Source organism: Streptococcus sp. CCUG 71758, from assembly GCF_011714815.1.
In the GTDB taxonomy this organism is placed as follows: Bacteria; Bacillota; Bacilli; order Lactobacillales; family Streptococcaceae; genus Streptococcus; species Streptococcus halitosis.
On sequence record NZ_RXXO01000001.1, the window covers coordinates 549,556 to 576,288 of the forward strand.

A 26,733-nucleotide genomic window follows, 5' to 3' on the forward strand; every position below is an offset into this window, starting at 1 on the left:
CCTTCATAATAAACCTTGTAAATTTTGCGAATCTTCGTTAATGCGATTTTTCTATTGTCTCTGCAGCATCAATGACTTTCCTATTAAGTCTACTGATGCAACCTTATAACCCGCTGCAAGGATTGTATTTGGCATCGTGTGTGTCGGTGACGGTGCCCAGTAAGCTGAATAATTATATGCTGACTTGCAGAGAGTACATCCAATAATGCACTCAATATCTGCGAAGGATAATGTAAGTTCAGTCTTTCCACATTCTTCGAGGTACTGTTTCAGTTTTGAAAATTTATCCTTTTCTACTGGCTCTTCGTCCATTTCACCGACCTGAACAAGTGCATTACTGAGTTCATCACATTTATCGACCATCCAGGAGAAATATTCCTCCTGCTTTGATGGGTTGAACACATCAGCCTCACGCTTGTAAATGATGCGTTTTGCCTCGCTGCCTTCCCGGCTGGAATACCAGTCTAGCTTGTCACCGAAGATTTCTTCTATCTCACTCTTCTTACTTTCCAATCTTTCAAATGCATTCTTGGTATAGGCATAGATCAGTAAAGTGAGGTACTTACTTCGTGTCACTGTATACGAAAGATGATAATCTGCTCCATTCACAGGAACATCATACCAGTTCTGTGCTAACGGTTTTCTAAGTGCAATATCGTTATCTCGACCATCTGCCTTGCAGTAATCCACAAAGTTTGCCCAAAATTGAAGCTGAAGTTCACCCAGATCACCCACAGGTTTTGTCACCTGTTTTTCCTTTTTAGATGACTCAGCAGGTTTTTCCTTTTCTTCAGGCAGCGAGGCTGGAATTGCTCTTCCATCGTTTACCCATGTAACATATATAAGTTTATCCATCTGCTGTGAGGTAAAACTGAACTTCCATCGATTTTCCATAAACTCCAGAAGTTTTTTACTTCTTTTATAGATATTACCTGCTGTCCAGTCAATCTCCTGTGCCACTTCAATTTCGGAATGCGATCCATTCTGATATCCTCTTCGTCCTCCATTCTTGGATGTCTTCTTATCTTCAAAGCTGTCATTCTGCAATGCAGAATTGATACTCTGTGAAAGAGGAAGAAGATTTCCAAGAGCACCGGACAGAAAATCAATCTCTTCACTACTAAACTGGCGGAACTGATTACGCCAGTAGTATTTTGATGGAGTCTGTGGAAGGATATGTTCAATAGAAACCTTATCCTTTTCCGTCTTTGTAAACATCTCCCAGCTTACCTTATCCAGGTTATTCTTCTTGGCAAGTTGATACTCATACTCATATAAGAAGTATTTGATGGAATTCCAATAATAGAAACCGCCCTTATTGTCAAAGTGCTTTTCAATCTTTGTTATAAAGTTCGGAAGTGCATACTCGATATTAGCTTCCGTAGTATCATTGATATCATTAATCAAATCATCAATGTCCATTTCCTTAAGGTAAATGCTTCTTGCAGCACGATAATACTCACTGCTTCTGAATGTGGCATTAAAGTAACCAAGACGGAAACAGATAAAGATGAATCTCTCAACCGCTGTAAACAGTTCGATTCTTTTCTCCGGCGGCAAGTCCCTTCGACCAATCACTGTCATTATTAAAGGCCTAAAGTGTCCGATTCCTATACGATTCAAACGGTCAACCCATACCTTTTCATCATCAGTAAGGTTATCGCTCTGCATTGGGAAGAAGGTATCATACCAATACTTCACCATGTCCTTAAGGCTGTATACATAGTTCAAAATCTCTGATGGTTCTAATTTAAAAACCTCAACGGTATCTGCTTCGCCAGGTTCGTCCTCAATATCAACATCAGGGTCATACTCACTATCCCCAACAACTGCCGGAAATTCGCCTGATACAACAACGGTCTTCTTTTCAAAAATATTCTTTACTGAGAACTTATTTAATAAGAAGTGGATGTAATCATCACCTTTTCTTCTAGAATAGGCAAAGTAAGCTATCCAATGTGCTCTTAAAAACTCATCATCAGAAAGAGGAGTCTTTTCATTTCTTCCAAGCTGATAATAAACTTCCTTCCACGTATCGTTGATCTGTTTACGAAGATTATCCTTGTCCATCTTATCGAACTTGTCATCAGCATAAAGTGTTGTCAGATATATCAAACGATTCTTCAGCAGTTCCAAATTCGTAAGTTTCTTACCACGATTGTTCATGGTTTCAAAAGCAACAAACACGTCATAATCATCATCGATTTCATGGATGTTGAACATCAATCTCTGAGTTAATTTCAGATACAGTTCATTGATGCCATCCATTCCTTCGTTCTCGTAAAGAGCAACCAGGTTTTCTCTAAAGAAGTTCTTTGCAAATTTAAGATTTCTTGTATAGTACGTTTCATTTACAGTCCCAGAATATGGTTCATTGAAAATTCTATACTGCAGATAATCGGAACTTGGATTATCCACCTCATAGCCGAACAGGTATGTAGTAATCTGTTTATTCGGTGGTCTGTGCTGACAGATATACTTGGAAATGACATCCTCTAATGTTTCGTATCCAAGTACAATGTCTCGGTCAGATAAACCTTCATTTTCCTTTAAGGTTCTGGAGTACTTTACGATTTCATTTAGAAGAATGACAAAGCTGGTAAGTCTCTGCTGTCCATCAACAATGTGGCAAGGTTTATATCCTTTCGACACCATCCACAGGTCACTACCCCATGATGTTGTCTCGGACGATTTCAGATTTTTTAGAGACAGTAAGCCCGTGTAATGATATCTACCGTCCTGCAAATTAATTAGATCATCCCAGAAATCCGCAAGTTGTGACTGCTGCCATGCGTACCCTCTCTGATAATCTGGTATTCTGAATAATCTGTTTTGAAATAACAGAGATAGTGGTTGAAGTTCATTAGCCATTATTCCTGCCTCCTAACATTCACTTTCGTTACTTGTTTTTATCTGTTCACCATCAGGCAGAATAAAAGATTGCTCAAATGTAACTTCCAACACATCCCCTATCTGTTTCATTTCCTCAAGTGAAACCGTATCCCTTTTAAGTTTCTTTCCAAAGTACTGAGGAGTCTGTCCAATCCTTCTGGCAAGTTCAGATATACTTATATTCTTTTTATTACATAACTCTTTAATCATATCGGATGTTTTCACGTGCTGACCTACATCCACTTAACTAATAAAGCATTTATAATTGTTTCTCAATCCAATTATCAATTCTGTTTTTTATATTGTTATAGTAAACTTCTGTCCATGATTTTGAATAAAAAGCACTATAATTGTCTATGTATGTACCATCATTTTTTTCCAAATCGAAGACTCTATATTTTCCATTTTCTTTTCTTACAAAGGAATTTTCTAATCCGTACCATTCAACTATTTTATTAAAATCGTACGCAAAGTGTTCCAGCCATTTTGCAGTTCCAGCTTTAGTATAAATATTTTCTAATCTACAATCAGTTTTACCTTCACATTTTCTTTTCAAATCAAATAACATATGGTCTATCCGGTCATAAAACTTATAGTATCTTGACGTGTTTAATCCTCCCATTTCACAAGGAAAGAAAAAAATCGGTTTACTACGATAATTCTTAAATGTTTCTACAAAATTAGAATTAAAACCTTCATGTTCCTTTATTCGTTTTACAGATAACAAAGCATCACAAGTACATTTCACACCATCGATAGTTTTATACTTGTGAGATTCCAAAGGGTATCCATCAGGGTCTTTATAAAATTCATAAAATACTTCCCAAGCTTTTTCGCTATCTTCGTATTTATTCAAAATACAGTTCATTAAATCAATATCAAATTCAAAAACATCTCTATATGTTAGATTTTCATTTACAAATCCCATTATCATTCCCCACAATATATTTATATATTCATTTCACCTTCATATAGCTTAGTATAAACCATTTGGTTTATAAATTCAATATTTCTACATTTTTCGCTTGTAAATTTTTTATGAATAAGAAAAACACCCTGCATTGCTGCAAGGTGTCCGTATCGTAGTTCTTGTTCAATTATCTCTTTAATTCAAGTGTCATGCCGGATTTGAATTCAAAGATAAGATTATTTTAGTTATATTTGCTTTTTGGATTAATAAAATTGGTTTATCGCATCTCTTTTCTTTAATAATGCAAATATATCATAAAGAAGAAACAATATCAACATTATTTAGTAATTTTTCCGGTTTTTAAAAATAATTCCCGCGTACACATGTCTGATAACTAAAAAATTCTTTTATCAAACACTAATAAAAAACAGTGACTTACTAGGTATAGTTACACACAGATCTACTTCTGTTCCTTTTAGAAACTTATATTTTCATTTTCAGGCATAGTAAAGACATCGTTTTTTTCAAAATAAGGTTTTACCATTTCTTTCCATATAGCTTTATGAAAATTGATTGAGTTTAAAGGAGATAGGCCATAATTTTCCAATGCATAACCATCATTTACTTCAACAACAAATGTTCTTCCATCACGAGTAACACCTATTTCTAGCCCATAAGCTATAGGCGCATCTTTCCAACATGATATCACTTCATCAACTACACTAGGATCAAATTGTGCATGATATTCACCTGTATAGGGTCGAACATCTAATACTTGACCATCTAACACAAAACAACGCCATTCTGCTATGGATGTTACAACCTAACTAATATTATATCTATAACAGATAATCTTTCCCTTATTACTCTTTGTTCAAAGATTCCAGTATTTCTCCATAACCTTCGTAGAAACGGTCTCTTGTAACTACTTCACCAGGATATTTTTTTCAAGAAGTAAGAATATATCATTTGGATTAATCCCTTCATCTAATAAATCTTGATACAGTAAGCTACATAATCTCATTTCACCCTTACTTGAAAATTTTAAAAATGTTCCAAATATTGGAATCATTGACAATAGATTGTATAGACTTTTTTTCATTGTTTACCATTTATCTAAGTTTATTAATTTAATCAAATATAACTACCCTATCATTACTGAAGTTATTAAAGGTAAGATTTACTTTATCATAAACTTCCTGAGTTTCCTTATAAATCTTATCAGAAACATATGAAGCTCTCAATTCGGATTTCTCAATAAGCACCCACTTTAACTGAGAGTATGAATATTTTGCAAAAGCAATCCATTGTGCGTAATTTATTGTCATTGGATTTTTTGTAAAGTAGATTTTCCCTGCATTAGCAGATGCGGCTATAGAATGTCCAATAAATAGCATCGTATGTAATTTGGGATGTTTCTCTCTATCCAACGAAAAAGGAATAGAATTTTTTATTGAATGTCCTTCGTTGATTTTCTTAAGGGCGTATCCAATTCTAATTATAACTTCAATAATCATTGTGGAAATAGCCATACTACTAAAATGAATGAAATCATAGCCTTCGTAATACATTCCTTGTACTATTTCTGCTATTGTTTGATCCTCGTCACCAATTTTTCCAAACTGAAGCAAATTAAATAATCCCATCAATGGTGCAGGTAATCCCATTGATGTCGTAATATCAGATTTAAAATGAATTATCTGCTTCGCTATTGCTGCAAAAATATCACTTTCTTTTCTATCTGTGTAGTTCTCCATAAATTGAGAAACTATTTTCCCAGTTTTATCAATAGTAGTCATCTTACCATTTAGAATATCACATACACCAATCACTAAACCAAGAAGTGGATCATGTCCAAGAGATAACAATCTATGATAGTAAGCAGATAGTCCATTAATATTTACTTTGGTATGACGATTATCTTGAGCGTCAAAAGGGACTTTACTGACCTTTGAATTTGCCAACTTTTCCATTTCTTCTTCAGGGAATCGTTGATTGAACCAATCTCTTACATAATTAGATAAAGGGCCACCTTTTAAACCATTTGGAGTTTTCTCAGGTATTCCAATTAAAAGAATATCAACAATCGCTGCTAATATCCCAGCTCCTGCACAAATCGATATATCAATTTTATCAAGTTTATGAATGTTGTTAAAATCATCCTGCAATGATTGAATAACTGTCTGATTAAGTTCCAATTCTTCATTTGTGAAGAGTGCATCTAGTTCATTCATTGAACCAACTTCGCACTCCGCTTTTACTACTAAGTCTTCCCATTTAGGTACAACGATAGTTTGTTTTTTAGTTTTGGTATCTATTATTGGTAGATCAGTCAGAGTATAGCCTAGCTCTCTCAATAATTTTTCACTTTCCTCTATACGTTCTTCTGCAATAGACATATCGGGTCTGTTTATTAAATCTAACTCTTTGGTTTGATAAGTTAAAATATTATTGAATTTTTGTTCTTCATCAGAATAAGTGAATTTACTCATTATTAGTCACCTAAATCATTTTTCAGATCCTTTATTGCTTGAGTTAGGAGGATATTTAAACTCTGTAGATAATCTAGCCGTTCCTTATCAGCATCTGCCTCGGTTTTCAGAGCTTGTATAATAGCTTCGTGTTTTTGCAATGCTTCTTTATATAACCGTTCTTTTTCCTGTTTAAGTTGTTTATTTTTTAGATTAGAAGCTAATAATATACCACCTCCGGCTAATACAACAACTGGAGCAGCCATTACAAACACTCCAGCTACCATACCACCTCCAACGACACCGCCAATAGCTGCAAGACCCGAAGTAATACCAGCCGCTGATAACCCTACAGTACCTAAACCATAAAGAGCTGCAAATGAACCTATCCCACCAATACCTGCCCCCAATGCACCAGCTAACACTTCTGGAATTGGACTCTCTCTTATTGTACGTGTTTTATCATTAAGAGCTGCCGCTGCTTCATTAATTATGTTTACAACTTGTTGTAGTGATTCTACATTTTGAAATACTGCTTCTTTACTCATAAAAAATCCTCAATCTTTTATTATTTTAATTATACCATGTATAAATTGAAAAACTGCAACATAAAAGTTAGACAGAAAAAATCTAACTTTTGGGGTGTTTTATTATGAAATTGAGTTATGAGTATATAGTTCAAATCTATGAACTTAGAAAGCTAGGTCAAAGATTCAAGCAGCTTTCAAAAAGATTTGATTTAGATGTTTCTGGGTTAAGATACATGATGAAATTAATTGACCGTTATGGGATAAAAATCGTCAAGAAAGGTAAGAATTGTTATTATTCTCCAGAACTAAAAAAAGAAATGATTGATAAGGTCTTACTTGAAGGAGGAAAAAGAAAAACGGAAATTGTTCAAGGATTTGTAACAGAGTTTTCTTTAGATATTCTTCTAAAGATTATTAAGCTTGCCCGTTCGACCTATTATTACCACTTAAAACATCTAGGGCAAACGGATAAGAATCAGGAACTTGAAGCTGTAATTCAGGCCATTTATTGTGAGCATAAGGACAAATATGGCTATCGTCGGATCCACTTAGAACTAAGAAATCGTGGCTTTGTGATGAATCATAAGAAGGTCCAACGTATGATGAAAATCCTTGGTTTAAGTGCTCGAATTCGCCGGAAACGGAAGTATTCCTCTTACCAAGGAGAGATTGGCAAGAAAGCAGAGAATCTCATTCAACGCCAGTTTGAAGCATCTAGACCAAGGAAAAAGTGTTATACGGATGTGACAGAGTTTGCCATTCCAAATAGCACGCAGAAATTGTATTTATCGCCTGTTTTAGATGGCTTTAACAGCGAAATTATTGATTTTAATCTTTCTTGTTCTCCTAATTTAGAACAAGTAAAAACGATGTTGGAACAGGCCTTTACAGAGAAACACTACGAGAATATGATTCTCCATAGTGACCAAGGTTGGGTTGGCAATACCAACACGATTCTTATCATCGGTTCCTAGAGAGTAAGGGAATCCAACCATCTATGTCACGCAAGTGCAACAGCTCAGACAATGGTATGATGGAGTCCTTCTTTGGCATTCTTAAGTCTGAGATGTTTTATGGATATGAGAAGAATTTTAGGTCTTTAGAAGACCTTGAAGAAGCTATTGTAGACTATATTGATTACTACAACAATAAACAAATTAAGGTAAAACTAAAAGGACTTAGCCCTGTACAATACAGAACTGAATCCTTTCAATTATTATTTTTCTAACTTTTTGGGGTCAGTACATAGACGAATGGTTATGATTTACTCCAAGGTAAAAACTGAGAAATAAAGTCTCGAATCTGGTTTGCATTGAGTGTCCATGAAATCACAATAATTATAGCAATAGCTAAACATGCAATATTCAACGCCTTAATATTAAAGAGCTTTGCATCCTTCTCGTTAATTGTAAAAATAAATTTTACCAAAATATATATTACATTAATAAGAACAAATGCCAAGAAATCAACTACCAGCAGTAGTCTAAATACGCTTACCACAGAAATATTCTGCAGAACGGATGTTGAAAATGTTATTCCTCCAACAAATGCCAATACAATTGCGGCGAATATCCCAAGTATGGAGATATATTCTTTTTCAACACCTTTTATTTGCTTTTGTAGGTTCTCTTTTGCCTCTTCAATACTATTAGCAAAAATATTATTAACGTTTTCAATCTGATGTAATGCCAGCTGAAAATGGTCGTAAATCTTTACAATCATCTTCTTACAGTCATCATTTACATCATTTTTATCATCAAGTGAATAAAGCAACAACTTTTCTAAATTTGTAGCAAAAATCCCTCGTTCTGACATTTCCAATGAATAGACATAATTACTTATCTCCGAATAAAGGATTCTGTCTAACTTGTTGCTTGATGAAATATATGATTCTATATTTTCGACTGTTTTTTGTGGCTCGTAATTCTGAGTCTTTAGAGACAATGCTTTACAAATACTGTTAATTTTTCTTTTGGTGTATGTAAATTTTTTTGACTGCTCCAGCGATATTATTGTATTATCTGTCGTTCGGAGCAATACATCCAAATTAGCATCAGCCATTAAAATACTCCCTTATTGTCTTGATTGTTATCTCGTTATTCTGATACGGAGTGTATGCGTCGATCCATGGCGATTGTCTGTGCGTCAATGACACAAGGTCTGTCGCTGAATAATCTGCAAATTTATCTACGACTTTATCAATAAGAGATTTATCATCATCCGAAATTGCTGTGTCCTCAAACTCAACTCTTTTAGAATTCCAAACATCATCTTCATCAAACATAATAAAAGATTCTATCGTAGGAATATCTCCACTTCCATACTGTTTATATTCATGGTATGCTTCTGGCACAACTGGTCCAAAATCCCATGCTTCAATTTTCTCATCAAAACAAGGAGTGTGGTCTTTCTTTTTTGTCAGAAAATAAGCCTGAATAAAATAAAGTACCTTCTGAAGTTTTAAATTTGAGATTCCGTAGTCGTGCTCATTGCTATAATTAATCACATGACGACATACATCTAAAACTTTATAGCTCATTGTCTCTACCTCCCTCCTTTATAACTATTTATTATATCACTATTTATATGTTTTGGGTGAACATTTTTAAAATTTTGTTGTCATCTATTCCACTGCCGAGGCTACCCCTTAATATAGAGTGGCTTGAACTACGGTCAGCCTTGTTATCCAAATCACTATCACAACTCCTGACATCTAATCCACAGCCTAAACCGTACCACTTATTTTTGAGCCTCGGCAAATTCGATTAGTAGATATATTTCCATATAAGAAAACCGAGCTTCCCGTCAGGCTTCTCTGATGATAACAACCTTACAAAAAACGAAAATACGCCACTTTTCAGCCTTTATTTATCCTCCCTTGACATCAACGCTACTGCCTCAACATGATGCGTCTGCGGAAATAGATCCACCGGCTGGACTTTCTTCAATTCATAACCCAATTCTTGGTAGAGTTTGATATCACGCACCATGGTTGCGACATTACAAGAGATATAAGCAATACGGTCTACTCCTGTTTGAGCGCTTGCTTTGATAAAGCTCTCAGTCAATCCCTTACGTGGAGGATCAACCAAGATAACGGTTGGTTGGATACCTTCCTTGAGCCAATTCTTCATAGCATTTTCAGCAGTATCACAGACATAGTGGGCATTTGTGATATTATTTAATGTAGCATTCTTCTGGCTATTCTCCACTGCTTCTGGAATCACTTCAACACCGTAGACTTCTTTGACATGCTTCGCAACGGACAATCCAATCGTTCCAATCCCTGAGTAGGCATCGATCACCACATCATCTACTTTTAATCCTGCAAAATCAATAGCTGTCTGATAAAGCTTCTCTGCCATTTCAGTATTGACCTGGTAAAAGGCTGGGCCAGCGATTTGGAAGTCATTTCCCAACATCTGGTCCGTAATATAGTCTTGACCATAAAGAGTCTTCCACTTCTTGCCAAAAATCGCATTGGTGCTCTGATCGTTGATATTTTGCATGACAGACACAATCTCTGGAAACTGCTTGATGAGTTGTTCAATCAACTGCTCTACTCGAAAAACTTTCGGACGAGTTGTTACTAAAATGACCATGATTTGTCCTGAATAGTGACCACGACGCACCACAAGATTTCGAATCAAGCCAGACTGTTCCTTTTCGTCATAAGGTTTTAAATCAAAACGACGAAGCAAATCGCGTAGAACTACTACGACTTGGTCAATAACAGGATCCTGGATAAAGAAATCTTCAAGAGGCATGAGGTCATGCGAATTTTTACGGAAAAATCCAGTTTCCAAGATACCATTCACTCGACGAACGGGCACCTGTGCCTTATTTCGATACTTGACAGGATTCTCCATACCAAGTGTTTCAGCAACCTCTACATCTGTAATACCAGCAATCTTGTAGAGACTGTCTTTGACTTGCTTGGTTTTAAACTTGAGCTGCTCTGGATAAGCAAGATGCCCCAAATCAGCGATACCTGAGCGTAGATAAGCTAGGTCAAGGTCTTGGTTACGATGTGGAGAGTAAGTAAGGTATTCTTCAACTTTTCCATAGCCGATCTTTTTATTGACTTTAAGGACTCGCATGAGGATTTTCTCAGTTGGTAGAGCATTTTCTACAAAGAAAACCAAACCATCTACCTTAGCAACCCCTGCACCTTCATGGGTCAAATCGACAATTTCAACTTCTACAATATCATTTTTCTTTAACATATTTTTCACTTTCTATCGGCCGACAAAAAAAGACGGCAACATTTCTGTTACCATCTATTATATCATGAAATGACCTAAGCACCAAAACTCTTGAAAAAGTTGACAATGGCTTGCCAAAGGGAGCTCAAAAAGTTGCCCCCCTCTTCTAGCGCTTTATTGGCATCAAAGTTGAGGTTGATATTTTTAAAACTATCTCCAGCTTGGGAAACGATGCTTTCCTTGAGGTCATTTAGAGTTTTAGTGAAATCAGCATTGTTCAAAATGTCACTCTTTGAGAGATTAAGTGCAAAATTGATGATGATATTGACCTGATTTCCTGTTATAACCTGATCGAGTTTGTAGTTTTTTAGCGTGTCTTCAACGATTTTGCGAACATCCTCTTCTGTCAAATTACCTTTGGCTTCTTTTGCCTTTGCGATTCCTGCCTTGATATCTGTCATAGCCGCATTGAGCTTATTGGCATCGTAACCTGACTTGTCCTTGTTTTCAGCATTGATATCGGACAAGGCTTTTAGCTCCTCTTGAGCCAGATCTTTATTGGCTTGCGGAACTTTAGCACCATTGGCCTCTAACGAGTAGTAAATTCCAGCTAGAGCGCTCTCACCTGTAACTGGAATAGGAGCTGCAACTGTGATTTTGGCATGCTCCACTCCCAAGGTAACTGCTGCGTTACGGTACATATCCTGCGTCACCTTGGTGATATTTTCAGGCGTTTCAATCTTGACCTCTAGAGGTGATTTATCACCTAGCTTTTGAATCTTGGCTGACGAATAGAGCTGTAAACTAGCATCATTAGCCACATTCATGATTTTCGAATAGATATCAGGTGTCATGGTTTTGATATCTTTGGTATCTTTCGATACGTCATAGCCAAGTTTTCTAAGTGTTTGATTTTTCTGGTCTTCCGTTAGTGAAGAGCCAAGAACATATTCAGGTTGTACATAGGTTTCATCGATTACTTTTTGAACATCGGTTGCTGCGTGGACACTAGTCATAGCTGTTGCTGCCCACAAAACTGCAGCGCTTGTTAGAAAGAATTTCTTTCTCATAGGGTATTCCCTCCTTTACCTTTCTAGGGTAATAAAACAATCTTAAAGAAAGCTTATAGTGAAAAACACCTGGTAAAACCAGATGTTTAGAAGAAATTAAAGAATTTCATGATATACAAGTTAAAGCGTACCTGTCTCGAGTAGTAATAATTTCCACCATTTTCATAGAGTTCGGCTCCATGAAAGATAGAAATAGGGGTGATATAGGTGTAGGTCTTCCCCGTGGTATTCCCAAGGATTGGAGCGACTGTTTCTCGGGAATAACGCTTGGCCAGTGCTAGTGTATTTTTCTTGCCATTCTGAGCGATAAAGTCTATATAGGCAGGTCCAAAATTATAGGCTTGAACAGCGGTCCAGACATCTACCCCCTTGCTCTGAGCCAGATAGAGGTTATCTGTTAGAGTTTGAATACCTTGACGAATACTGGAGGCATTATCATTGATAGTGTTGGTTGAGCCACTTGCAGACTCACTAGACTGCATAACATCCCCTTCTTTTCCCTTCGTTTCAGTATAAATCATGGCGAGCACAAGCTCTTCATTGGCTGGAGTATCTTTTTCACTCAAGATTTCTCGAACCATAGGTTGATAAGTCATGACTTGCTTGACGTCTTGGTGAACTCGGTAAACTTTATAACCAGCAAAAAGGAGGACTGCTAGCACTAGCATTCTTCGTATAAATTTAAACATTATTTACTTTGAATATCCTCAATATTTTTGATTAAGATAGAATAGGTTCCATTGTCATTTTGAATAAACTCAACAGACTCCGCATCTTGATAGACGTTATTGGGAACGATGAGTTCGATTCCGTTTGACAAGGAAAGTTTTTGATTTTCAAATTTCTTGAGCTGACGACTGGCATCAATTTCATCGAACTGGACTGGCTCTGGTACAGCTTCCTTGACTTGGTCGATAAAGCTTAGACGAGCTGTCAGATTGTTGTCAAAAAGGTCATTAGCCAATTTTTCAGGTGACAATTCATTGCTTTCTTCAAGATTGTTGAAAATAGCTGATTTAACCTTGGATTGAAACTGAAAGTCATCTGTGTTAAAGGACTCTGCAATTCTCTGAGCCGTTTTTTCCAATTCCTTGATGGATTTCTTGGGAGAGATCTTAGGCGCGACAGCTAGGAGATTTTCTGAAAAGTAGTTCAAAAAAGAGCCATTATACTTGATTCTTTTTTCTATCAGGTGGTACTTGCGACTTTGAAGATTGACCACCAAGGCCTCATCAGCCCCCGTTCCAAATCCAGGCAAGTTATTCTGAGTTAGCTTAATTGGGTTGTCATCTTCTCCACCGAGGTGGGTCAAGGTTTCCCGCAAGGCAATTCGCAAGAAAGCAAAATGTTCAACGCCTTCTTTAGAAAACTGCACAAAAATCAAGTCATTGGTCTTGAGATTTTCAGAAATGCTAAACTCCTCTTTCCAGAGATTAGCCAGTGTTACTGATGTCTCCAACAAATCGTCAGTAATGTGATTGAAGAAGGGATTTTCTTCTTCGAAAATCCCAGTCTTGGCTTCATCTGAATACACACGTTCGATTTTTTTGCGCAAGTATTCTTCGATTTTTGGTGTGATATTGAGAAACTTATCCGCTAGAAACAACTCGGTATCATCCGGGCTGAACTGATGGATAATGGCTTTCTTAATATAAATGTCCATAAAAGTATTAGTCCTCATATAATGGGAAGGCATCTGTCAATTCTTTGACTGCGCTTCTCACTTCTTCTAAGACAGCCTCATTTTCTGCATTTTTAAGAGTTTTAATGATGAGTTCAGCCACTTTACGGCTTTCTTCTTCACCAAATCCACGTGCAGTGATGGCTGCAGATCCGATACGAATCCCACTTGTCTTGAATGGTGACAAGGTTTCGTATGGAATTGAGTTTTTATTTAGGGTAATATTGACTTCATCCAGCAAGTTTTGAGCAACTTTTCCGTTTTCAACAACCTTAGTGACATCCACTAGGAAGAGGTGATTTTCAGTACCACCAGAAATGATACGGAAATCAGGGTCTTGCAAGAAGACTTCAACCATAGCTTTGCTGTTTTTGATGACATTAGCAGCATATTCCTTGAAGGCTGGATCCAAAACTTCTTTGAAGGAAACCGCCTTAGCCGCCACAACATGCTCCAAAGGACCACCTTGAATACCAGGGAAAATAGCTGAGTTGATTTTCTTAGCTAGATCCTCATCATTTGTCAAGATCAAGCCACCACGAGGTCCACGAAGAGTTTTGTGGGTCGTTGTTGTCGTGATATGAGCGTATGGCACTGGACTTGGGTGAAGACCAGCTGCAACCAAACCAGCGATATGGGCCATATCTACCATAAGCTTAGCCCCAACAGCATCTGCGATTTCACGGAATTTTGAGAAGTCGATAATTTGAGAATAGGCTGAAGCACCTGCTACAATTAATTTTGGTTTTACTTCTTGAGCTTGTTTCAAGATAGCATCAAAGTCCAAGAGTTCCGTTTCAGGATCCACACTATATGACACAAAGTTGTATGTTTGACCTGAGAAACTGACAGGAGCTCCGTGAGTCAAGTGCCCACCCGCTGCCAAATCCATCCCCATAACGGTATCACCTGGCTCAATCAAGGCCATGTAAGCCGCACAGTTGGCTTGGCTTCCTGAGTGAGGTTGAACATTGGCGAATTTAGCACCGAAAATTTCTTTTGCACGTTCAATAGCTAGAGTTTCTACCACGTCTACTACATCAGTTCCACCATAATAACGGCGTCCTGGGTAACCCTCGGCATATTTGTTTGTCAAGATAGACCCTTGAGCTGCCATAACAGCCTTGGAAACCACGTTTTCCGAAGCAATCAACTCGATGTTGTTTTGTTGGCGTTCTTCTTCTTTGGCAATAGCATTCCAGAGATCAGCATCGTATGCTTTAAAATCATCTTTGTCAAAAATCATAGGTCTTCTCCTTTATAGTGTAACTGGTCCTTTAGTTTTTTTCCAATAAGAAAATAAACTAAAAGATGCGAATAAACCGTTTCTGCACTTTATCACAAGTATAACCAACTTTTTCATAAAATGCATGAGCTCCCAGACGATGATCAGCAGAGTTTAAGCGGATAAACTCATAGCCACGTCTTTTGGCTTCTTCCTCCAACCCTTGCAGTAAGCTTTTACCGATACCTTGCCCTTGTGCTTGAGGAGAAACTGCTAAGCCTAAGATATTAAATCCCGCTTTGGAATAGAGTGATTCGTAAACTTCAGCATGGACATATCCAAGCAAGATATGACTAGCTGCATCCTCATAACCAAGTAGGAAATGATGGGAATCCTGAGACAGTCTAGCTAGTTGACTAGCTGTGTCCTCTGGACTAAAAGAGTAGCCCAAAGCCTCTTGGTTAATCTCACATATAGCATTCACATCTGTTTCTTGCAAATCTCTTAGCATCTCATTCCTCCTCAAAAGAAATCTCTGGCAACTGTGCAAGAATATCTTCTCGCTTAATCGCCCCTTGGCGTAGGATTTTCACCTTGTCTCCAGACAAATCCAAAATAGTCGAATCCTGTCCAGTTAGAAAAGCGTCATCCTCCAGACCCAGAACCTCTTGGTCAAAATCTTCTAGAATTTGAGCAAAGGTCACTCCACTTGCCTGACCCGAGATATTGGCAGACGGCCCAATCAAGGGTCCTGTCTCTCGAATCAAATCCAGTGTAATGGGGTGACTGGGCATCCGAAATCCCACCGTTGCAAGACCAGAATTGACCCAATAGGGAACTCTGTCATTGGCTTCTAGGATAATGGTTAAGGGACCTGGTAAAAAGGTCTCTACAAGTTTTTGTAGATAAGTTGGCTGGTTCTTTGAAAAGTGCAAGATGTCCTCTATAGAAGCGACATTAAGATTGAGCGCCTTATCTCTAGGACGATGTTTGAGTTGGTAAACATGGTCAACAGCTTTTTCGTCTAAGGCCTTAGCAAAAAGACCATAAACTGTCTCGGTTGGTAGAACAACAGCTCCGCCCTTTTCCAACTCTTGTCTAATCCTGTCCATCATCAACTACAACCATCCTATCTTGACCAAATTGGTCCTTGAGTGTTCGTACTCGTTTTTCAGGAAGATGTTTCCTAAAAAGCGCAGGAACACTTTGACCTTGCTTGTATCCAATTTCAAGGTAAATCTTACCACCATCTGTGAAATAGTCTTTTGCATCTTCCGCAATTCTACGATAAATAGCTAGGCCATCCTCATCTGCAAAGAGAGCTAGATGAGGCTCCGAATGTAAAACATTCAAACCAACCTCTGACTCATCTTCACGAGAGATATAGGGTGGATTGGATACAATTATATCATATTTTTCAGAAATTTCTGCAAAACAATCAGATTTTTTAAAAAATATATTAAAATTTTGATTTCTAGCATTCTCTGATGCAACCTCTAAGGCATCTTGGGAAATATCTGCTGCTGTCACTGACCAATCTGGTCTGTTTTTTGCTAATCCAAGAGCTATGGCGCCACTACCTGTTCCGATATCAAGAACTGAAAGGTTCGTCTCAAGATTTTCGGCTAGGATGAGTTCCACCAACTCTTCTGTTTCTGGACGAGGAATCAAAACCCGCTCATCTACTTTTAACTGCATTCCAAAAAAATCTGCGTGACCAATGATGTACTGTGCCGGTTTGTGAGCCACTAACTGCTGGTAAATTTCTTCTACAAATTGTTTTTCTTCCTCTGTTACCTCTTGTTGAAGAGCAAAGACAAAGTCCGTAAAAGAGAGATTTTTTAAGCTACGATAGACAAAAGAGAGGCTTTCTGCTTCCTCTCCTTGTCTTATCAACTCTTCTTCAAAATCTGAAAATAATTGAGCTAATTTCATTATTTGTTTAATTCTTCTAATTTTTGTGTTTGGTCATAAAGAACCAAAGCATCCACAACTTCATCCAATTTACCGGATAAAATCGTATCTAGTTTTTGGAGGGTCAAGCCAATACGGTGGTCTGTGACACGGTTTTGTGGGAAATTGTAAGTACGGATACGTTCTGAACGGTCACCAGTACCAATAGTAGACTTACGCTCAGCGTCTTGTTCATCCTGGGCAATTTGTGCAAAGTGGTCAGCAACACGCGCACGGATGATTTTCATGGCCTTCTCACGGTTTTTCTGCTGGGTACGTTCTTCCTGCATCTCAACCTTGATATTGGTTGGCAAGTGAACGATACGCACGGCAGTCGCAACCTTATTGACGTTCTGACCACCAGCACCAGATGCGTGGTAGATGTCAACACGAAGGTCTTTTGGATCAATATCGTATTCTACTTCTTCCACTTCAGGCATGACAAGGACTGTCGCTGTCGAAGTGTGTACACGGCCTTGGCTCTCTGTTACAGGGACACGTTGCACACGGTGGGCACCTGATTCGTACTTGAGTTTAGAGTATACAGACTGACCAGAAACCATAGCAACCACTTCTTTGAAACCACCGACACCGTTCATAGAGGCTTCCATGACTTCAAAGCGCCAGCCTTGGGCTTCCGCATACTTTTGGTACATAGTTAGAAGGTCTCCGGCGAAAAGTGCTGCTTCGTCTCCACCGGCTGCTCCACGGATTTCAAGGATGATGTTCTTATCATCGTTTGGATCCTTTGGAAGGAGCAAGATTTTCAGTTTTTCTTCGTATTCTTCTTTTTCAGCCTTGGCATCTTTCAGCTCTTGCTTGGCCATTTCTTCCAAGTCCGCATCTCCGCCTGATTCTTTAATCATTTCTTCAGCATCAACGATGTTTTGAATGACTTGTTTGTACTCACGGTAGGCTGTTACCGTATCACGAGTTGAAGCCTCTTCTTTTGAAAGCTCCATAAAACGCTTGGTGTCTGAAACGACATCAGGGTCACTCAGCAATTCTCCTAGTTCTTCATAACGGTCTTCTACAGCTTGTAGTTGATCATAGATGTTCATTTTTCTTCATTCTCCTTATTGATTTCAGGCGCAAAATAATGTTTACGGCAAACTGAGATATAGGTTTCATTTCCACCGATCTGAATTTGTTCGCCATCATAGACTGGCACACCATCCTGCGTACGCAACACCATGGTCGCCTTTTTCTTACAGTACTGACAGATGGTCTTGATTTCTTCAATCTTGTCTGCTAAGAGCAAGAGGTATTTTGAACCTTCGAACAACTCATTTCGAAAGTCATTCTTCAAACCAAAAGCCATGACAGGTATATCTAACTCATCAACAACACGAGCTAGGTCGTAAACATGGTGACACTTGAGAAACTGGGCCTCATCGACCAACACACAGTAAGGTTTTTCAGGTAAGTCTCGGATATAACCAAAGATATCCGTCGTTTCCTCAATCGCAATGGCTGGGCGTTTCATGCCGATTCGACTCGACACATAGCCAACACCGTCACGCGTATCCAGAGCCGAAGTCATAATCACAACTCCCTTTCCTTGCTCCTCATAGTTATAGGCCACCTTGAGAATCTCAATCGTCTTACCAGAGTTCATGGTCCCATAACGATAATACAACTGTGCCATGCTTCTAATTCACGTCCATTTCTAAATTTTTGCTACATTCTAGTATATCATAATTTTCTGAAGCTTTAAACGGCAAAATGTGGTAAAATAGAAGAAATCAAAAACTAGTGGAGGAAGCTATTATGCCATTTGTACGCATCGATTTATTTGAGGGACGCACGCTCGAGCAAAAGAAAGCCCTTGCTAAGGAAGTAACGGAAGCTATTGTCCGCAACACTGGAGCACCTCAATCTGCCGTCCATGTCATCATCAATGATATGCCAGAAGGAACTTACTTCCCACAAGGGGAAATGCGCACCAAATAAGCTAGCTTAAGCAGAATTGCTTAGGCTTTTTCAATCTACAAGTAGCATCCATTGAAGAAATAGTTTAAATTTGTTACAATTTGAAGAGATGCTTGGATACCATATCCTAAGAAAAGAAATACAAAAGGAATTAGTATGATTACACGTGAATTTGATACCATCGCTGCTATCTCTACTCCACTAGGTGAAGGAGCCATTGGTATTGTCCGTTTGAGCGGAACTGACAGTTTTGCCATTGCGCAAAAGATTTTTAAAGGCAAGGATTTGAGTAAGGTTGCCAGCCACACTCTTAACTACGGTCACATTGTTGACCCTCAAACTGGTAAGGTTATGGACGAGGTTATGGTTGGGGCCATGAAATCTCCAAAGACCTTCACTCGTGAGGACATTATCGAGATTAACACCCACGGTGGGATTGCGGTGACCAATGAGATTCTCCAGCTAGCTATCCGTGAAGGAGCTCGATTGGCTGAACCGGGTGAATTTACCAAGCGTGCCTTTCTAAACGGTCGTGTGGACTTAACACAGGCTGAGGCGGTAATGGACATTATCCGTGCCAAGACAGATAAGGCCATGAATATTGCAGTCAAACAATTGGACGGTTCTCTTTCTGACCTCATTAATAATACTCGCCAAGAAATCCTCAATACACTTGCCCAAGTAGAGGTCAATATCGACTATCCTGAGTATGATGATGTTGAGGAAGCTACTACTGCTGTTGTCCGCGATAAGACTATGGAGTTTGAACAATTGCTAACCAATCTCCTTAGAACAGCTCGTCGCGGTAAGATCCTTCGCGAAGGAATTTCAACAGCTATCATTGGCCGTCCCAACGTTGGGAAATCCAGTCTTCTCAACAATCTCCTGCGTGAAGATAAGGCCATCGTAACAGACATCGCTGGTACGACACGAGATGTTATCGAAGAATACGTCAACATTAACGGGGTTCCTCTCAAATTGATTGATACAGCTGGTATTCGGGAAACAGATGACATCGTGGAACAAATCGGTGTCGAGCGTTCGAGAAAAGCCCTCAAGGAAGCTGACTTGGTACTACTAGTGCTAAATGCTAGTGAACCACTAACAGCACAAGACAGACAACTCTTAGAAATCAGTCAGGACACCAATCGTATTATTCTACTTAATAAAACTGATCTTCCTGAAGCGATTGAAACTTCTGAACTACCAGAAGATGTCATCCGTATTTCAGTCCTTAAAAATCAAAACATCGATAAGATTGAAGAGAGAATCAACAACCTCTTCTTTGAAAATGCTGGTTTGGTTGAGCAAGATGCTACTTACTTGTCAAATGCCCGTCATATTTCCTTGATTGAAAAGGCCGTTGAAAGCTTACAAGCTGTTAATGAAGGTCTGGAACTGGGGATGCCAGTTGATTTGTTGCAAGTTGACTTGACTCGTACTTGGGAAATTCTCGGAGAAATCACTGGAGATGCCGCACCTGATGAACTCATTACCCAACTCTTTAGCCAATTCTGTTTAGGAAAATAAGAAAAATCCATGATCGTTCTTGCGGTCATGGATTTTATTGTCTTTATTAGTAATCTGGTCTAAGGACGCCTGTTACAGTTGCCTTAGTCGCCTCGTAGTCGCCATCTACGACAACCTTGATAATGCGTTTAGCATCTTCTTCTGGTGCTGGAACAAGAGGTAGGCGAGTTGGACCAGCTTCAAATCCCATGTAGTTCAAAACTGCCTTAACAGGTGCAGGACTTGGATAAGAGAAGAGGGCATTGACTTTAGGGATGAATTTACGTTGAATAGCTGCTGCTTTCTTCATATCGCTTTCTGCAATGGCAGTGAGCATCTCGTGCATCTCATCTCCATTTGTATGGGAGGCAACAGAAATAACCCCATCCGCACCAAGATTCATAGCATGGAAAGCGTCTCCATCCTCACCAGTATAGATCAAGAACTCTTCTGGCTTGTGCTCAATCAAGTAAGCCATATTTGCCAAGCTGGTACATTCTTTAACACCGATGATATTTGGATGGTCAGCCAAGCGAAGCATGGTTTCTGGAGTTAATTCCACTACTACACGCCCTGGAATGTTATAGATGATAATAGGCAAGTCAGAAGCATCTGCAATCGCTTTAAAGTGCTGGTACATTCCTTCTTGAGAAGGTTTGTTGTAGTATGGTACGATCGCAAGTCCAGCTGCGAAACCGCCAAATTCTGCGACTTCTTTGACAAACTCGATGGAGTCACGTGTATCATTGGTACCTACACCTGCAATCAAAGGAACGCGTCCATTGACAATCTTTTGTACAGCTGCAAAGAGTTCCAACTCTTCATCGTGAGTCAAAGTTGGACTCTCAGCAGTCGTTCCAGCTAGGAGAATGCCGTCTGTGTGATGGGCCAATAAATGCTCAATCAAGGCTGGAATGGCATCAAAGTTGATGGAACCATCCTCATGGAAAGGGGTAATGAAGGCTGTGATGATTTTACACTCTTTTAAATCTTGATAAGACATGAAAACACCTCTCTATTCAAAGAAGGAGTTCATCTGAACTCCTAAACGATATGACTATTTTAATTCAAATTTCAATTCAGCTGTTGGACGAACCAATCCACGTTCGTGAAGCGTTTCTGCAATCTGAACTGAGTTCCAAGCAGCACCTTTAAGAAGGTTGTCTGAAACAACCCACATGTGGATTCCTTTTTCAGCGTCCAAGTCTTTACGGATACGACCAACAAAAGTATCACGCGAACCCACTGCATTGACAGCTTGAGGATAGATTTGGTGCGCTACGTCATCCTCAAGAACAGCACCTGGAAAGGCTGCGATGGCTGCTTTGACTTCTTCGATTGGTGCCACTTCTTTTGTTTCAATGTAAACAGACTCAGAGTGAGCTGACAAGACTGGAATACGAACACATGTTGCAGATACTGCGATGCTATCATCTTCCATGATTTTCTTCGTTTCCTTGGTCATCTTCATCTCTTCGTAAGTGTAATCATTGTCAGTAAAGACATCGATTTGTGGAAGAGCGTTAAAGGCGATAGGATAGTGTTTCTTATCACCACCTGAAGGCAAAATTTCCGCATGCAAATCACGTGGATTCACACCGTCATTCAAGACTTCACGAAGTTCACGTTGTGTTTCAAGGATCGCTCCCATACCAGCACCTGAGACCGCTTGGTAAGTTGAAACGATGATACGATCCAAGCCCCATTTTTGACGAACTGACTCAAGAGCCACCATCATTTGGATTGTTGAACAGTTAGGGCAGGCAATAATCCCGTTGTGGGCATCAAGTGCATGAGCATTGACCTCTGGAACAACCAAAGGAACATCTGGATTTTGACGGAAATAAGATGTGTTATCTACTACTACCGCTCCAGCTTGAACTGCGTATGGTGCATACCTAGCTGATGTCGAACCACCTGCTGAGAAGAGTGCAATATCAACACCCTCAAAAGCTGTCTCAGTTGTCTCTTCAATCGTAATATCTTGGTCTTTAAATTTCAAAGTTTTGCCTGCTGAACGTGCAGAAGCAAGGTAACGAATTTTATCGATTGGAAGTGTTGATTCTTCCAACATTTTTATCATCTGAGCTCCGACAGCACCTGTCGCGCCGACTACAGCAACTGTATATCCCATAAATAACCTCTTTCGGAATTTTCTAAAAATTTCTATAATAGATGTATTATACTACTTTTTACAGAAATTGAAAAGTATTTTTAGACTATATTTTCTGAAAACTAAAAATCCCTAGCCATTCGACCAGGGACTAAGAGGCATCTTCATGTGATGAGCAGGTTCACACAACTCATCAAGATCCGCTCCTGCGTTATGACCTCCTTATGCTCAATAGCAGTCCGAAGACTACCTATCGACTCATCGCATCTACTATTCTACTAGATAGAGTCACTTTTGTCAACAGCCAAAACTCTTTGCTTCATTTATATAGGTGCTTAAGAAATATCTTTGAAAAATTTGGGGCAGATTTGAGGCAGACATAACAAAAACCCTTGTAAATCAAGGGCTTTTCTGTCTATTTCATGCTAATTGCCGGGATTGAACCGGCGACCTCATCCTTACCATGGATGCGCTCTGCCAACTGAGCTAAATCAGCTTACCTAAAAAGTATACTATAGTTCTATGTTCTTGTCAAGCGCTCTCTTTTAATTTTATGGAATGAAAAAAGCTAGATTTAGCAAGAATCTAGCTTATAAACTTCTTATCTTGTTAGATCGATTCGGCGCCCTAATTTTCCGATTAAAATAGCACCTACGATAAGTGATGCAAACTCACCAATCCCCGTAGAGAACCATGTAAAGAAGAATGGGGCTTCTGCAACAATATAGAGTTCTGCTGCGATGGTAATCATTGAAATAGAAAAGAGGATTGAAAAGAAGAAATGATCTTTTCGAATCAAACCATTAAACAGATAGTCTTTCTTGTACTTGCTAAAAAGCCATACACCTAGACTTAGGAAAACTAGGGTAGAGCCCCCGCCGACAAAGACATCTATTGGACCAAAGCTAAAGAAATTTGCAATCATACAACCAATCGTCACACCGATGATATATTTAGGATTGTAAAAGGCCAAGAAATTCATCATCTCTGAAATACGGAACTGGTAGGCGCCGTAGCTAATGGCATTCAGCGGTGGGGTAATGGTCAAAACCACATAAATAGCAGCGACAATAGCGATATCCGCCATATCACGAACAGTTAATTTTTTCATGTTTTCTCCTTTAGCGGTTTCCCGCGTAAAATATGCTTGGTGAAAGAAGCTAAGCACCAAGGGTTGAGACTATCAACCTTACCAGTATAGCACAATATAGGACTTTATGCTATACTAAAACCATGAAAAGAATAATAAAGGCATTCTTCGATAACGAAATCCTCTCCTACCTATTTTTCGGTGCTGCTACTACTCTGGTTTCTATCTTATCGCGTTTGGTTATTTATCACATCAGCCACCAGGAAATCCTGGCAACCGTACTCGCAAATCTTATCGGGATTCTCTTTGCCTTTCTCACAAATGATACAATCGTCTTTAAACAAGAGAGAAGAAATTGGCTAACCCGTCTGGCTAAGTTTTTCTTAGCTCGTCTCTCTACTCTTGGTCTTGACGTTCTTTTAACTTATATCTTTGTTACAACCTTTCCTGATATTATTGGCCAGTTTGTCGAACAGAATATAGATAGGGTTAATACTGTTGAAACTATTCTAGCACAAATTTTGATCATCATTTTAAACTACATTTTCAGTAAAATCTATATTTTTAAAAGGAGCAACTGACCACTTTGAGGATTCAAGTTGCTTTTTGTCACATTTTAGGATATAATAAATTAGAAATTTAGGAAAGGACATTATGAAAATGTTAAAGGATTTAAAAGAATTCTTGCTTCGTGGTAATGTTGTTGACCTTGCTGTCGGTGTAATCATTGCCTCTGCTTTTGGTGCTATCGTTACTTCATTTGTTAATGATATCATCACTCCACTTCTATTGAACCCAGCTTTGGAAGCTGCGAAAGTACAAAACATCGCTGAGCTTGCATGGAATGGTGTTACATATGGTAAATTCTTGAGTGCTATTATCAACTTTCTCGTTGTAGGTACTGTGCTTTTCTTCGTTATTAAAGCTATGGAAAAAGCGCAAAACCTTCGTAAGAAAGAGGAAGTGGTTGAGGAAGCACCTGCTGCTCCAACTGAACTTGAAGTTCTTCAAGAAATCAAAGCTCTTCTTGAGAAAAAATAAAACAGATAAAGGATCTAGCTTAAAGCTAAATCCTTTTTTCTTTACTCTTTTGGTAACTTCCCAGCCTTTTCGAGCATTTTCTTAATCAAGTAAGGCATCTTCACATTCTCACGGCCTTTTTTCTCAATGAGTTTTTTGACAAATTCTGGCATCTGAAGGTCGTCTGTCTCCTCCATAATATCCTTTGTAGTTGCTGACGGTGCTAACTCATCGAAGGTTTCTTCTTCTGGAAGAAAAGCTTTAAATTCTTTGTGTTCATTGGCTCTTACAGTAGCAACTAAAGCGTCAATTAAACGGCTATCCGTATTGGGCATAGGTGGACGATGGTAGGTGACACCTATTTTTTGACACAAATCATAACATTCCACATCATTATCAAACAAGACTTCGATGTGCTCACTGATAAAACTAATCGGAATAAAAATATAATGTTCTGGATGTTGCTTTTGTTCTCGTAAATATTCTAAGACATCTGGCTTGATCCAAGGGATTCCAATATCGCTTTCGCTCTGCCAAGTATTGGTATACTGGTCGGCTGTTAGGCCGAGTTGTTCAGCAATTAGCTTGCTATTATCGAAAATCTGATCGATATAAGGATCTCCATAGTCTAAGGCAAAAATGGGAACACTGTGAGCTGAAAAGATTACCTTGAAAGATTCTTCTCCCACCTGATTTCGTAAAATTTTTCTAATCTCATCTGTCCAGAAGTCCAGCAAAGGCTGTTGTTGATACCAGTTCTTAATAACTAAAAATCGGATCTGCTGGCTTTCCAGAAACTTTTCATACCCCATGACTGAGTAAAAAGAATAATGAGGTTCCAAAATCAAGCAGATACATTCTTCAACACCATCAGTTTCCATCTGCTTGATCACGTCTGGAATAAAGGGACGAGAAAATTTATTGGCAAAGTAGATACCGTACTCCACCCCTAAGCTTTCTCTTACTAAAGCAACTTCTTCCCTTGTAATCGGCTGCAAGGGCGTCCCACCGATAAGGACGTAGTTGTCATAGAGGGTCTGAATCTCGTGGTCTTGGGGTCTAACACCACGACGAATATTTGTAAAAAATTCTGCTACTCCTTCAAAACTAATCTCCTCTGGTGATCCAAAGGTCATCATTAATATAGCTTTTTTCATGTTATCATCCTTATGATATTATTTTCACTATCTATTCTATCATGAAAGAAAAAAATAGTAAACGCTTCCGACGTCTACTATTTCTTTTGTTCTTTAGTCTTTTTATCTCGTCTCATGATTAGGATGATAACAACAAGAAGCAAAATAACGATAATCAGGAGAAGAAAGGCAAGGATATAAATCCAATGCGTTGGAATCCCTTGATCGAAATACCGCGTCCCCACTGCTTCTCCACTTTTATCCTGTGCTGTTTTTACTGGTGCATCTGTTATTTTAGCTAAGAGGATATGTCGTCCGTTGGTAATATTAAGGAAACAGGTGCTTAACAAAACAATCTTGTCCGTTGAAGTCAAAGAAACATCTCGCTTGTACTTAGCTTTACTTAGCAGATATTGATAGTAAGCCTGGTGTTCCTCGTCGTTGGAACTCAAGGTTCGGTAAATCTCCGTGTCATATGCATCTACTTCTAAAATCCCAAATATCTCAAGACCACGTTCTCGACCATTGTAGTAGATAGAGCCATAGCGATGCTTTTCAAAAAAATCTTGATCCGCAAATTTTTGAATCTCCCCAAACATAGCTCCAGAAGCCATGGAGTGACCATAAATGATAGTGTTAAAGTCAGTAAAGTTTGGGTTAAAACGATAGTCTAGGAATATAGAGCCTGACACAGTATAATCACCAAAAGCATTGCGGTCAAGGTATTTGATATTGTCCTGACTCTGCAAGAGGGGATAGTCTACCTTGGTTCCATCAAGGCTAATCCAACCACAAACATCCTTGTTGAGGTGCTGCAAGGTTTCAAAGCCCGTACTGCTGGCATCTTTTTCAATGGGATTATAATGATCGTAGTCACTCGCAAGAACTCTATCAGCTGTAAAAAGACAGAAAAAAGCTAGAAAGAGGGATAGAATGACCTTTATAACTTTGCGACTCGTACTTGTTTTCATATTTCCTTCTTTCTCCTCTCTAGCC

At 38.7% G+C, this 26,733-nt stretch carries 26 protein-coding genes, 1 tRNA gene, 2 pseudogenes and 1 riboswitch; of the genes and pseudogenes, 5 read left to right on the forward strand and 24 right to left on the reverse strand.

Going from position 1 to position 26,733, the window contains the following annotated elements; all coding sequences use genetic code 11:
* Positions 1-51: 51 nt before the first annotated feature.
* From EKB01_RS02765 to EKB01_RS02790, 6 genes and pseudogenes are all read right to left on the reverse strand, one after another.
* On the reverse strand, positions 52-2,871 hold the full coding sequence (locus tag EKB01_RS02765; protein ID WP_081730838.1) for a DUF4268 domain-containing protein: 2,820 nt from the start codon (positions 2,869-2,871) through the stop codon (positions 52-54).
* 12 nt (positions 2,872-2,883) lie between these two features.
* Positions 2,884-3,117: a helix-turn-helix transcriptional regulator gene (locus EKB01_RS02770; protein ID WP_033585399.1), complete on the reverse strand. Its 234-nt coding sequence runs from the start codon at positions 3,115-3,117 to the stop codon at positions 2,884-2,886.
* Between the two features lie 34 nt (positions 3,118-3,151).
* Positions 3,152-3,820, reverse strand: coding sequence for a hypothetical protein (locus EKB01_RS02775; protein ID WP_156025218.1), 669 nt, complete (start codon positions 3,818-3,820; stop codon positions 3,152-3,154).
* A gap of 457 nt (positions 3,821-4,277) precedes the next feature.
* A pseudogene (locus EKB01_RS02780) lies at positions 4,278-4,634 on the reverse strand (ATP-grasp domain-containing protein); the annotation flags it as partial.
* Positions 4,635-4,932: 298 nt separating this feature from the next.
* Positions 4,933-6,294, reverse strand: coding sequence for a hypothetical protein (locus EKB01_RS02785; protein WP_167265611.1), 1,362 nt, complete (start codon positions 6,292-6,294; stop codon positions 4,933-4,935).
* A gap of 2 nt (positions 6,295-6,296) precedes the next feature.
* A complete protein-coding gene (locus EKB01_RS02790; protein WP_000031285.1) occupies positions 6,297-6,821 on the reverse strand; it encodes a hypothetical protein in 525 nt (174 codons plus the stop codon).
* 104 nt (positions 6,822-6,925) lie between these two features.
* Here EKB01_RS02790 and EKB01_RS02795 point away from each other — a divergent pair.
* Positions 6,926-8,031: pseudogene (locus tag EKB01_RS02795) on the forward strand (IS3 family transposase).
* Positions 8,032-8,060: 29 nt separating this feature from the next.
* On the opposite strand, the gene EKB01_RS02800 reads toward EKB01_RS02795, so the two are convergent.
* The 12 genes from EKB01_RS02800 to EKB01_RS02855 form a co-directional block, all read right to left on the reverse strand.
* The gene (locus EKB01_RS02800) at positions 8,061-8,864 is read right to left on the reverse strand and encodes a hypothetical protein (protein ID WP_050589083.1); all 804 of its coding nucleotides are present in this window, start codon (positions 8,862-8,864) and stop codon (positions 8,061-8,063) included.
* Positions 8,857-9,342, reverse strand: a complete 486-nt coding sequence (locus EKB01_RS02805) for a type II toxin-antitoxin system antitoxin SocA domain-containing protein (RefSeq protein WP_033584222.1) — start codon at positions 9,340-9,342, stop codon at positions 8,857-8,859. The genes EKB01_RS02800 and EKB01_RS02805 overlap by 8 nt, the downstream gene beginning before the upstream one ends.
* Positions 9,343-9,667: 325 nt before the next feature.
* Positions 9,668-11,029, reverse strand: a complete 1,362-nt coding sequence (rlmD, locus tag EKB01_RS02810; RefSeq protein WP_167265613.1) for a 23S rRNA (uracil(1939)-C(5))-methyltransferase RlmD — start codon at positions 11,027-11,029, stop codon at positions 9,668-9,670.
* Positions 11,030-11,103: 74 nt separating this feature from the next.
* Positions 11,104-12,078, reverse strand: coding sequence for a DUF1002 domain-containing protein (locus tag EKB01_RS02815; RefSeq protein WP_001227381.1), 975 nt, complete (start codon positions 12,076-12,078; stop codon positions 11,104-11,106).
* An 86-nt stretch (positions 12,079-12,164) separates the two neighbouring features.
* Complete coding sequence (locus EKB01_RS02820; RefSeq protein WP_025169555.1) at positions 12,165-12,767, reverse strand: lysozyme family protein; 603 nt, start codon at positions 12,765-12,767, stop codon at positions 12,165-12,167.
* The gene (locus EKB01_RS02825) at positions 12,767-13,741 is read right to left on the reverse strand and encodes a nucleoid-associated protein (RefSeq protein WP_162279074.1); all 975 of its coding nucleotides are present in this window, start codon (positions 13,739-13,741) and stop codon (positions 12,767-12,769) included. The genes EKB01_RS02820 and EKB01_RS02825 overlap by 1 nt, the downstream gene beginning before the upstream one ends.
* 7 nt (positions 13,742-13,748) lie before the next feature.
* Positions 13,749-15,005 (reverse strand): serine hydroxymethyltransferase, encoded by a 1,257-nt coding sequence (gene glyA / locus EKB01_RS02830; RefSeq protein WP_000575497.1) that lies wholly within the window; start codon positions 15,003-15,005, stop codon positions 13,749-13,751.
* 58 nt (positions 15,006-15,063) lie between these two features.
* On the reverse strand, positions 15,064-15,495 hold the full coding sequence (locus EKB01_RS02835; protein WP_000942952.1) for a GNAT family N-acetyltransferase: 432 nt from the start codon (positions 15,493-15,495) through the stop codon (positions 15,064-15,066).
* A gap of 1 nt (position 15,496) precedes the next feature.
* Entirely contained in the window at positions 15,497-16,099 is a 603-nt protein-coding gene (locus EKB01_RS02840) for an L-threonylcarbamoyladenylate synthase (protein ID WP_002877612.1), read from the reverse strand.
* The gene (gene prmC, locus EKB01_RS02845) at positions 16,083-16,919 is read right to left on the reverse strand and encodes a peptide chain release factor N(5)-glutamine methyltransferase (protein ID WP_167265615.1); all 837 of its coding nucleotides are present in this window, start codon (positions 16,917-16,919) and stop codon (positions 16,083-16,085) included. Before prmC ends, EKB01_RS02840 begins: the two co-directional genes overlap by 17 nt.
* Positions 16,919-17,998, reverse strand: a complete 1,080-nt coding sequence (gene prfA, locus EKB01_RS02850) for a peptide chain release factor 1 (RefSeq protein WP_001028808.1) — start codon at positions 17,996-17,998, stop codon at positions 16,919-16,921. Before prfA ends, prmC begins: the two co-directional genes overlap by 1 nt.
* On the reverse strand, positions 17,995-18,585 hold the full coding sequence (locus EKB01_RS02855) for a thymidine kinase (protein ID WP_000068121.1): 591 nt from the start codon (positions 18,583-18,585) through the stop codon (positions 17,995-17,997). The genes prfA and EKB01_RS02855 overlap by 4 nt, the downstream gene beginning before the upstream one ends.
* A gap of 122 nt (positions 18,586-18,707) precedes the next feature.
* Between EKB01_RS02855 and EKB01_RS02860 the strand changes: the two genes are divergently transcribed.
* Both EKB01_RS02860 and mnmE read left to right on the forward strand, forming a co-directional pair.
* Complete coding sequence (locus tag EKB01_RS02860; RefSeq protein ID WP_001117397.1) at positions 18,708-18,890, forward strand: 4-oxalocrotonate tautomerase; 183 nt, start codon at positions 18,708-18,710, stop codon at positions 18,888-18,890.
* A gap of 135 nt (positions 18,891-19,025) precedes the next feature.
* Positions 19,026-20,399 carry a tRNA uridine-5-carboxymethylaminomethyl(34) synthesis GTPase MnmE gene (gene mnmE, locus EKB01_RS02865; protein ID WP_167265617.1) on the forward strand — a complete coding sequence of 458 codons (1,374 nt, stop codon included), beginning with the start codon at positions 19,026-19,028 and terminating at the stop codon, positions 20,397-20,399.
* A gap of 46 nt (positions 20,400-20,445) precedes the next feature.
* On the opposite strand, the gene dapA is transcribed toward mnmE, so the two are convergent.
* The 4 genes from dapA to EKB01_RS02885 all read right to left on the reverse strand — a co-directional run bounded on the left by dapA (position 20,446) and on the right by EKB01_RS02885 (position 23,602).
* Positions 20,446-21,381, reverse strand: a complete 936-nt coding sequence (gene dapA, locus EKB01_RS02870) for a 4-hydroxy-tetrahydrodipicolinate synthase (RefSeq protein WP_167265619.1) — start codon at positions 21,379-21,381, stop codon at positions 20,446-20,448.
* 54 nt (positions 21,382-21,435) lie between these two features.
* Positions 21,436-22,512, reverse strand: a complete 1,077-nt coding sequence (locus EKB01_RS02875) for an aspartate-semialdehyde dehydrogenase (protein WP_167265621.1) — start codon at positions 22,510-22,512, stop codon at positions 21,436-21,438.
* 402 nt (positions 22,513-22,914) lie between these two features.
* Positions 22,915-22,987, reverse strand: a tRNA-Thr gene (locus tag EKB01_RS02880).
* Between the two features lie 105 nt (positions 22,988-23,092).
* A complete protein-coding gene (locus tag EKB01_RS02885; protein WP_000737309.1) occupies positions 23,093-23,602 on the reverse strand; it encodes a QueT transporter family protein in 510 nt (169 codons plus the stop codon).
* Positions 23,600-23,696: riboswitch (PreQ1 riboswitch) on the reverse strand. (Overlaps the previous gene by 3 nt.)
* A 28-nt stretch (positions 23,697-23,724) precedes the next feature.
* Between EKB01_RS02885 and EKB01_RS02890 the strand changes: the two genes are divergently transcribed.
* Positions 23,725-24,162 carry a GtrA family protein gene (locus tag EKB01_RS02890; protein WP_167265623.1) on the forward strand — a complete coding sequence of 146 codons (438 nt, stop codon included), beginning with the start codon at positions 23,725-23,727 and terminating at the stop codon, positions 24,160-24,162.
* Positions 24,163-24,241: 79 nt separating this feature from the next.
* Positions 24,242-24,622, forward strand: coding sequence for a large conductance mechanosensitive channel protein MscL (gene mscL, locus EKB01_RS02895; RefSeq protein ID WP_000910206.1), 381 nt, complete (start codon positions 24,242-24,244; stop codon positions 24,620-24,622).
* Between the two features lie 41 nt (positions 24,623-24,663).
* Here the strand turns inward: mscL and hemH are convergent, their stop codons facing one another.
* Both hemH and srtB read right to left on the reverse strand, forming a co-directional pair.
* Positions 24,664-25,758, reverse strand: a complete 1,095-nt coding sequence (hemH, locus tag EKB01_RS02900; RefSeq protein WP_167265625.1) for a ferrochelatase — start codon at positions 25,756-25,758, stop codon at positions 24,664-24,666.
* A gap of 77 nt (positions 25,759-25,835) precedes the next feature.
* Complete coding sequence (gene srtB / locus EKB01_RS02905) at positions 25,836-26,708, reverse strand: class B sortase (RefSeq protein WP_000858436.1); 873 nt, start codon at positions 26,706-26,708, stop codon at positions 25,836-25,838.
* Positions 26,709-26,733: the final 25 nt, after the last annotated feature.

Excerpts from the sequence above, each read along its gene's own strand:
- EKB01_RS02765 (WP_081730838.1), bottom strand. The coding sequence starts at position 2,871 with ATGGCTAATGAACTTCAACCACTATCTCTGTTATTTCAAAACAGATTA.
- EKB01_RS02775 (WP_156025218.1), bottom strand. The coding sequence starts at position 3,820 with ATGGGATTTGTAAATGAAAATCTAACATATAGAGATGTTTTTGAATTT.
- EKB01_RS02785 (WP_167265611.1), bottom strand. The coding sequence starts at position 6,294 with ATGAGTAAATTCACTTATTCTGATGAAGAACAAAAATTCAATAATATT.
- EKB01_RS02790 (WP_000031285.1), bottom strand. The coding sequence starts at position 6,821 with ATGAGTAAAGAAGCAGTATTTCAAAATGTAGAATCACTACAACAAGTT.
- EKB01_RS02800 (WP_050589083.1), bottom strand. The coding sequence starts at position 8,864 with ATGGCTGATGCTAATTTGGATGTATTGCTCCGAACGACAGATAATACA.
- EKB01_RS02805 (WP_033584222.1), bottom strand. The coding sequence starts at position 9,342 with ATGAGCTATAAAGTTTTAGATGTATGTCGTCATGTGATTAATTATAGC.
- rlmD (WP_167265613.1), bottom strand. The coding sequence starts at position 11,029 with ATGTTAAAGAAAAATGATATTGTAGAAGTTGAAATTGTCGATTTGACC.
- EKB01_RS02815 (WP_001227381.1), bottom strand. The coding sequence starts at position 12,078 with ATGAGAAAGAAATTCTTTCTAACAAGCGCTGCAGTTTTGTGGGCAGCA.
- EKB01_RS02820 (WP_025169555.1), bottom strand. The coding sequence starts at position 12,767 with ATGTTTAAATTTATACGAAGAATGCTAGTGCTAGCAGTCCTCCTTTTT.
- EKB01_RS02825 (WP_162279074.1), bottom strand. The coding sequence starts at position 13,741 with ATGGACATTTATATTAAGAAAGCCATTATCCATCAGTTCAGCCCGGAT.
- glyA (WP_000575497.1), bottom strand. The coding sequence starts at position 15,005 with ATGATTTTTGACAAAGATGATTTTAAAGCATACGATGCTGATCTCTGG.
- EKB01_RS02835 (WP_000942952.1), bottom strand. The coding sequence starts at position 15,495 with ATGCTAAGAGATTTGCAAGAAACAGATGTGAATGCTATATGTGAGATT.
- EKB01_RS02840 (WP_002877612.1), bottom strand. The coding sequence starts at position 16,099 with ATGATGGACAGGATTAGACAAGAGTTGGAAAAGGGCGGAGCTGTTGTT.
- prmC (WP_167265615.1), bottom strand. The coding sequence starts at position 16,919 with ATGAAATTAGCTCAATTATTTTCAGATTTTGAAGAAGAGTTGATAAGA.
- prfA (WP_001028808.1), bottom strand. The coding sequence starts at position 17,998 with ATGAACATCTATGATCAACTACAAGCTGTAGAAGACCGTTATGAAGAA.
- EKB01_RS02855 (WP_000068121.1), bottom strand. The coding sequence starts at position 18,585 with ATGGCACAGTTGTATTATCGTTATGGGACCATGAACTCTGGTAAGACG.
- EKB01_RS02860 (WP_001117397.1), top strand. The coding sequence starts at position 18,708 with ATGCCATTTGTACGCATCGATTTATTTGAGGGACGCACGCTCGAGCAA.
- mnmE (WP_167265617.1), top strand. The coding sequence starts at position 19,026 with ATGATTACACGTGAATTTGATACCATCGCTGCTATCTCTACTCCACTA.
- dapA (WP_167265619.1), bottom strand. The coding sequence starts at position 21,381 with ATGTCTTATCAAGATTTAAAAGAGTGTAAAATCATCACAGCCTTCATT.
- EKB01_RS02875 (WP_167265621.1), bottom strand. The coding sequence starts at position 22,512 with ATGGGATATACAGTTGCTGTAGTCGGCGCGACAGGTGCTGTCGGAGCT.
- EKB01_RS02885 (WP_000737309.1), bottom strand. The coding sequence starts at position 23,602 with ATGAAAAAATTAACTGTTCGTGATATGGCGGATATCGCTATTGTCGCT.
- EKB01_RS02890 (WP_167265623.1), top strand. The coding sequence starts at position 23,725 with ATGAAAAGAATAATAAAGGCATTCTTCGATAACGAAATCCTCTCCTAC.
- mscL (WP_000910206.1), top strand. The coding sequence starts at position 24,242 with ATGTTAAAGGATTTAAAAGAATTCTTGCTTCGTGGTAATGTTGTTGAC.
- hemH (WP_167265625.1), bottom strand. The coding sequence starts at position 25,758 with ATGAAAAAAGCTATATTAATGATGACCTTTGGATCACCAGAGGAGATT.
- srtB (WP_000858436.1), bottom strand. The coding sequence starts at position 26,708 with ATGAAAACAAGTACGAGTCGCAAAGTTATAAAGGTCATTCTATCCCTC.